This window comes from Peptoniphilus sp. BV3C26 (genome assembly GCF_000478985.1).
GTDB classification, from domain to species: domain Bacteria; phylum Bacillota; class Clostridia; order Tissierellales; family Peptoniphilaceae; genus Peptoniphilus_B; species Peptoniphilus_B koenoeneniae.
In genome coordinates this window covers 1-526 of the sequence record NZ_AWXB01000037.1, presented here as the reverse complement: position 1 = coordinate 526, position 526 = coordinate 1, and the positions used below count along the sequence as shown (strand labels likewise).

At 39.9% G+C, this 526-nt stretch carries 1 protein-coding gene; it reads right to left on the bottom strand.

Annotation, left to right across the window (positions count from 1 at the left end):
• On the bottom strand, positions 1–526 hold a 526-nt coding region (locus tag HMPREF1253_RS03155; protein ID WP_023055312.1), incomplete at both ends, for a GTP-binding protein.

Below are 526 nucleotides of genomic sequence, written 5' to 3'. Positions count from 1 at the left end.
CCTATGTTGTCTCCTGCTACTGCTTCGTCTAATAGCTTCTTGAACATTTCTACGCCTGTTACTACTACTTGTCTTTTTTCTTCTGTTAGGCCTACTAATTCTACTGTGTCTCCTACTTTTACTTTTCCTGCTTCTACTCTTCCTGTTGCTACTGTTCCTCTTCCTGTGATTGAGAAGATGTCTTCTACTGGCATTAGGAATGGTTTGTCTGTGTCTCTTTCTGGTTGTGGAATGTATTCGTCTACTGCTTCCATTAGTTTTATGATTTTGTCTCCCCATTCTCCGTCTGGATCTTCTAAGGCTTTTAGGGCTGATCCTACTACTATTGGAGTGTTGTCTCCGTCAAAGTCATATTCTGATAGTAGATCTCTTACTTCCATTTCTACTAATTCTATTAGTTCTGGGTCGTCTACTTGGTCTTCTTTGTTTAGGAATACTACTATTTTTGGTACTCCTACTTGTCTTGCTAATAGGATGTGTTCTCTTGTTTGTGGCATTGGTCCGTCTGCTGCACTTACTACTAAGA